Source organism: Priestia sp. P5_B4 (genome assembly GCF_056400385.1).
Window position 1 is genome coordinate 1 of the sequence record NZ_JBFULJ010000205.1, and the last position, 5,699, is coordinate 5,699.

Sequence of the window (5,699 nt, forward strand, 5' to 3'; positions counted from 1 at the left end):
ATGTACATATGCAAGTGAGAAATATAATTTAAAACCTGAAGAACTAGAAGAAGCGGTGCGTAAGGAAGCAAGAGAATTATATGCTTCGTATGAAACCTATGAGTTTACGCAAATGATTGGCATTAATCCATTTGAAGGATTATGGGGAAATTTTTTAGACGATCATGATGAATTCCGCAAAATGAAAGATATTGTTCCTACTTATCGCAAAGAAGCTTGGACTCGAGGCCTTCGTGCTCTAGGAATTCACGATGATGCTTTTGGAGCAGAGCTAGCTGAACGTTTTCCATTAGAGCGCCGCAAAACACCGTTTGTATACGAAGAAACGTTTGAAGTGCTTGATCAATTAAAAGGAAAGTACAAGCTGCTGCTGTTAACAAACGGTTCACCTGACTTACAAAATACCAAATTGGATATTACATCAGAACTAGTTCCATATTTTGATGAGATTGTGATTTCAGGTGCATTTGGCCGTGGTAAACCTGATCCATCTATTTTCGACCATGCTTTATCACTTATGGATTTAAAGAAAGATGAAGCCATTATGGTTGGAGATAATTTAATGACAGATATACTAGGTTCTTCTCGCGTTGGAATGAAATCTGTATGGATTAATCGTCACGATAAAGAGCGAAATGAAGTCATTCCTACTTATGAAATTACCCATTTAAGTGAACTGCATTCAATTTTAGATGAACTAAATTCATAATACGAACAAACAAAAAAGAGGCGGAAATCGTCTCTTTTTTATTATAAAATAAGCACAGCAGCCTTTGCAGCTCCTATATCCGTTCCAAATCTCACTGATTTCATTCACATTGTACCAATATTATCCTTGATTACCAGATGAATACCATGTAGTATAGTATATAGACTAGTCATTGGAGGAATAACATGAAGAAAATAGTTACCAGAAGCCTTGTAGCGGCTGTTTTGTTCACAGGTCTCACCGCTTGTGAAGACAAACAAGGCGATACTCACGTCACTTACAAAAAACCTCAACCTAAACATGCCCCGGGAGCAGACACAATTTCAGCAACAGATGAAACGATGGCCCCTGTAAGTCGGGTAGCTCAAGAAGATGAAACCGATGATCGATTAGCATTTGGAGAACGATCAAAACACGGTCAATATTATGTGTCCACAACGGATGCGCAATTTTATCCTGTTAAAGGAGCTAAACAAGTAAACACCCAGTACATTGTCGTATCTGTTCAGTTTCAGCGAACACCTAATGAACATTCAACTGTAGTATTAAACGATACAACGTTTACATTACAAGACACAGCAACTTATCAAACCTACGAACCGTCTGATGGAGGAAATTTATCGACAGAAACCCCGCACACCCTGTGGACAGCTTTTTCATCACCGTCACTATCTGACGATGAACCCCTTAACCTCGATGTTGCATTTAAAATTCCAAAAAAGTCCAACCATACGTATAACCTATTAATTACACAGCAATCAGAACGAGCGGATGTGTTTAAGTTTGAAGAAGCCAAACAAGATTATTAATTACATATAGAAAAAAACGCCTGTCTTTTGTTTTAGAGCAAACGATAGACACAAAAAGAAAAAGAGAATAGACATAAAGCGCGTTAGTGTAGTCAAGTTCAAAAAGAACGTGTATCATTGTAACTGCTGGTAACAAAAGATAGACATAAAATATAAATAAAAAAGTTATGAGAAAGGAAAAGGTGCGTACATCACGTTAAAGACATATGAATCATAAACATACAAAAACAACTACTGAATTTAGTAATAAAAAAATAAACATGCATTTAAATAGAAAGCTATCAGCCGCCATTATAGCTGCGTTTTTTTTCACTTTACTTTTTTGTTTTATGCCAGGTATAAAAGAATCAATTCCTAATTTTTCTATTAAAAAAACCAGTCCGAATTTCATTGATTTATTTCCTTTATACCTTTTATTTTTTACACCCTTCTTTTTAATAATGGGGACGTTAGGCACGGTTATCGTTGATTTATTAGTCAGTTCTTTTGTAAAAGACCGTAGTAAAAAAATTGATTTTATCATGTCACTCATATTTCACGCCATTTTTGGGTTATTAATGTTTGAATTCGGAATGCTGGGCGTCATTCTTATTTTTATTGTGGATCGCCTTCTTTCAATCCGTAAAGAAAACTATTCTTATTTATATCCACTGGGTTGCTTAGTACTGTCGGCCATTATTGGAACTCTCGTCTACTTCATTTTTACTATCGTTTAATAAGAAATAATAAAAAAGAGACCCAATTGTTAGACTATATCTAACTTTTTAGGGTCTCTTTTTTTCCTTGAAAGTTTGATTTATTTACTATGCGAACGTTTGGTAAATCAAAAAGATATTTAAACAAATGACTAATGCTGCTATCACCCAAGCTACCGCCGTTGTAGCTTTATGATTAACCAATCCGCCCATGATTTTTTTGTTGCTTGTAAACATGATAAGAGGAACGAGCGCAAATGCAATTCCGAACGATAAAATAACTTGACTGACAACTAGTGCACTTGTTGGATTTACGCCAAACCCAATAATCAAAAGCGGTGGAATAATTGTAATGAACCGGCGGAGATATAAAGGAATTCTGCGTTTAATAAATCCTTGCATGATGACATCTCCAGACATTGTTCCGACCGAAGAACTTGAAAGTCCTGAAGATAATAATCCAACTCCGAACGCGATAGCTGCAAAGGGACCAATTAAATGTTCAAATTGTGTAAAAGCTACGTCCAAATCTTGCACGTTTAGTCCGTTTTTAAAGAATAGAGCTGCTGCGACAATCAGCATGCTTGCATTAATTGCACCAGCGATAATCATAGCAATCACAATATCAATAAATTCAAAGCGGAAAATCGCTTTTTTCTCCGATTCTGTAGTTCCTACCACGCGGCGCTGCGTAAGAGCTGAGTGCAAATAAATCGCGTGTGGCATAACTGTAGCACCTAAAATCCCAGAAGCTAGCAGCACGCTGTCTGTTCCATGAAACTGAGGRACAAATAAGCCGTGGACAACACTTGCGCCGTCTGGATGCGCAAGAAACATTTGAGTCCCAAAAGCTAATACCACAATAAAAACCATCGCCGCAATAGCTGCTTCTAGCAGTCGAACACCTCGTCTTTGTAACTCTAAAATAGCAAAAGAGCCTACCGCTGCGATAAGTGCAGCTGGGAACAAAGGAATATGAAATAATAAATAAATTCCAAGAGCAGCCCCAATAAATTCTGCTAAATCCGTCGCCATAATGACCAATTCTCCTTGGATCCAAAGCCCAAAAGAAACGAAGGATGGGAAGTGTTCCTGTGCTATCTCGGGTAAATTCAAGCCCGTTGCAATCCCTAATTTAGCTGATAACGATTGAATTAAGACAGCCATTAAGTTAGAAATTAATACAACCCAAAGCAGCATGTATCCGTATTGAGAGCCTGCTGCAATGTTAGTAGCAAAATTACCTGGGTCAATATAAGCAACCGCTGCGATAAAAGCAGGCCCTAAGAAAGGCAATAATCGCTTAATTCCTTTTGTTTTACCCGACAATACGTCTTGAGCACTTAGCTGCATAGCCGATAATGCTTTACTGCCGTTTTGATCTTTCATGTCTAGTGCTCCTTTCTTTGATGAACAATAAATAGCCCAAGCTAATTTTTTTATATGAAGTATAAAATGTTTCCTTAATGCAAATTATATGCTAGCAAAGGTTCTTTTGACAATAAAAAAGTTCAGCAAAAAATATAGATCATCTTCAGCTGTTTTTTATCCCGTTTGGCACAATTCTTTAAATGCACAGCCGTGACAGGAGGCAGGCGTATCTGTTGGAGGGAAATGCTCAAGCGGAAGAGGCTGATTTCCCTCTGAGTCTTCCAAAAAAGTTTTCATATAATCAATACTTGTATCAACTTGCTGAATAACAGCTTCAATTTCATGAAGAGTAAGCTGATACGTACGCGCACTGCCTGAAAGCAAGTATTCGTTTCGGACTTTTATCCGATCAACGGAAATATTATATTCGGCTAGCACGTAGAGGGCGTATATCGCCAGTTGAAACAAATCATCTTTTGTTTGTTTACTTGTTTTCCAATCAACAATCGTAAATTCGTCTGTGACTGGGTTTTTAAAAAGAGAATGAAAAGGCGCATATACTTTATGATCATACACATTTATAGAACGAAACGACTGATGAGGCTCCACTTCTAAAAAAGGTGAAGATACGATTTCGCAAAACGATTTACTTTGTAAARAGTGATGTACACAAATGTGTACCCGTTTTTGCATGTCTTTAAGATCTTTTTTAGAAATATAGCCGTTTTCGTAGAATTCTAAAAGCATCTTATACTGAGCAGGCTTATGATACCAAAGCTCTCCATAGTCAGTAGAATCACGCAGTGCGTTATTTAGTAGCTGCTGCACTTTCTCTGCTAAGTGCTGTTCATTAGGGACAAGCTTTGTAGATGTATAGTCAGAAATGGCCTCTGTAATCACTTGACGCACGGCTTGTCCGGCGTACATAGATAAAGTGGAAACCTTTTTTAGACGATAAGCGCTCTGAGACTGAGCAGAAGCGCTGTCAAGCCATCCGTTATGTGAGACATAATAATGATATGCATACTTTCGTTTGCATTGTGTGACCATTTTATGTCTGGAGTACGACCATGAAAATTCAGGGAAATCAGTGAATTGAAACAAGCTATTCACATCCTTTTTCAAAAACTGCGCATAGGTTGGTCTATTAGTATATTCGTACATGAGTTAAAATAGACTAAAAATGTAGAGAGTGAATAGCTACGCATGCATATTATTTTGTGGATTCTCGCGAAATATGTATAAATAGAAAAAAACTATTTAAAAATTGATTGCTTTTTTCTGTGGCGGATGTTATATTAATAAAGCGATGAGCTAATTTGTGTAAGTCGAAGGGCATGCTTTCGAGCTAAACGTGTGAATGTGGTCACACGGTCCCCGCCACAAACGCATCAAAGACGTCCTGCGTGGACGTCTTTTTCATTTTATAAAAAAGAGAGCGATAGCGCTCTCTTTTTTTGTGGGATTATTTTCTGAAAAAGTTAAGGGCTGTTATTTGAATGCTTTCACTATGTTTTTAATACTTCTTTTTTATTCCACACATCGTTTCCTGCTTGCAACAAGAGTTTTCTTATCCGATTTTCTCGACCAAACGTAAATATATAAAAAACTTACTGTATTTGCACATTTGCCGCATATTGCATTGTTCCTCTTGTAGAGGTAATCGCAATATCAACAACGTACAAACCTTGATTTTTAGGAACCTTAAATTCATTATTTTTGACAAACAGCTTGGTTTTTTCACCGTTATCTCTCCATATATGCACACTCACACTACGAATATAAGCACCGTCTAAGTTCGAAAAATGGAGCTTAACYGATTGTTGCTGCTGCAATGGGATACTTTCTTGCTGCGATATGTATGTATATAAATCATATACATTTATTTCTTTTTTTGTTGTTGAACGGCCGTTTGACCAGTTAATAGAACCTTTGTGAAGGTGATAGGTATGTTCGTTGACCGCAAGCGCAGCTTCAGGTTTGTTTTGATTGTATTCTTCCTCTAGAAAGAAAGCACTGTTCTTAAGTAAAAGTAAGAAGAACACTATAACAGCTCCTAGACTGCTTAAGACATATACACCACATTTTGCGGGTTGTACTTTCATAATAATTTCC

Annotated in this window: 6 protein-coding genes; 3 read left to right on the forward strand and 3 right to left on the reverse strand. The window is 37.1% G+C overall.

Translation table 11 applies throughout. The features are described from left to right. From AC1DRF_RS15330 to AC1DRF_RS15340, 3 genes are all read left to right on the forward strand, one after another. Positions 1-709, forward strand: a 709-nt coding sequence (locus tag AC1DRF_RS15330) for an HAD family hydrolase (protein WP_477741071.1), incomplete at its 5' end; no start/stop codon positions are given. A gap of 185 nt (positions 710-894) precedes the next feature. After that, a complete protein-coding gene (locus AC1DRF_RS15335; protein WP_427076449.1) occupies positions 895-1,518 on the forward strand; it encodes a hypothetical protein in 624 nt (207 codons plus the stop codon). 329 nt (positions 1,519-1,847) lie between these two features. Continuing rightward, positions 1,848-2,234: a hypothetical protein gene (locus AC1DRF_RS15340; protein ID WP_477741072.1), complete on the forward strand. Its 387-nt coding sequence runs from the start codon at positions 1,848-1,850 to the stop codon at positions 2,232-2,234. 87 nt (positions 2,235-2,321) lie between these two features. Here AC1DRF_RS15340 and AC1DRF_RS15345 read toward each other — a convergent pair whose 3' ends face one another. The 3 genes from AC1DRF_RS15345 to AC1DRF_RS15355 form a co-directional block, all read right to left on the reverse strand. Then, positions 2,322-3,602 (reverse strand): Nramp family divalent metal transporter, encoded by a 1,281-nt coding sequence (locus tag AC1DRF_RS15345; protein WP_043982798.1) that lies wholly within the window; start codon positions 3,600-3,602, stop codon positions 2,322-2,324. A 156-nt stretch (positions 3,603-3,758) separates the two neighbouring features. Continuing rightward, complete coding sequence (locus AC1DRF_RS15350) at positions 3,759-4,688, reverse strand: PD-(D/E)XK nuclease family protein (RefSeq protein ID WP_477741073.1); 930 nt, start codon at positions 4,686-4,688, stop codon at positions 3,759-3,761. Between the two features lie 506 nt (positions 4,689-5,194). Further along, on the reverse strand, positions 5,195-5,699 hold a 505-nt coding region (locus AC1DRF_RS15355; protein WP_477741074.1), incomplete at its 5' end, for a hypothetical protein.

What these genes read in the sequence shown, in the direction of transcription:
- AC1DRF_RS15335 (WP_427076449.1), top strand. Translation starts at nt 895, where the DNA reads ATGAAGAAAATAGTTACCAGAAGCCTTGTAGCGGCTGTTTTGTTCACA.
- AC1DRF_RS15340 (WP_477741072.1), top strand. Translation starts at nt 1,848, where the DNA reads ATGCCAGGTATAAAAGAATCAATTCCTAATTTTTCTATTAAAAAAACC.